This window comes from Vibrio sp. 10N.222.49.C9, assembly GCF_041474985.1.
Taxonomy (GTDB): Bacteria; Pseudomonadota; Gammaproteobacteria; order Enterobacterales; family Vibrionaceae; genus Vibrio; species Vibrio crassostreae_C.
Map to the genome: position 1 here is coordinate 1 of NZ_JBFRVD010000269.1, position 512 is coordinate 512.

The window sequence follows — 512 nt, forward strand, 5'->3', positions numbered from 1 at the left end:
CCAATAGGTAGATGCTAGTATTTGTCGATTTTCCAAAAAATGGAGAAAGAAAATCATGACTTCTATTTTACAGGGTATGCAGATGCTATTCGTTGCGTTTGGTGCTCTTGTTCTTGTTCCTTTATTAACGGGACTAGACCCGAACGTGGCACTGTTTGGTGCTGGTGTCGGTACCCTTCTGTTCCAATTAATCACTAAACGCTCGGTGCCAATCTTTTTAGCGTCCTCTTTTGCCTTTATTGCACCGATTCTCTATGGCGTTCTAACGTGGGGCATTCCTGCCACCATGGGTGGACTCATGGCTGCAGGTGTTGTGTATATAGCATTAGGCGGCTTGATTCGTGTTCGTGGTGTTGCCATCATCCATAGACTTTTGCCACCCGTGGTAGTGGGTCCTGTGATCATGGTAATAGGTCTCGGTCTTGCCCCTGTTGCGGTAAATATGGCGCTGGGTAAAACTGGAGATGGTGCAATTCAATTAGTCGATGGGCAGATCGCTTTGTGGATTTCTC

At 46.5% G+C, this 512-nt stretch carries 1 protein-coding gene; it reads left to right on the forward strand.

Features of this window, described 5'->3' with window-relative positions; all coding sequences use genetic code 11:
• Positions 1–55 precede the first annotated feature (55 nt).
• Positions 56–512: solute carrier family 23 protein (locus tag AB4585_RS23090; protein ID WP_372171130.1), on the forward strand; the 457-nt coding region annotated here is incomplete at its 3' end.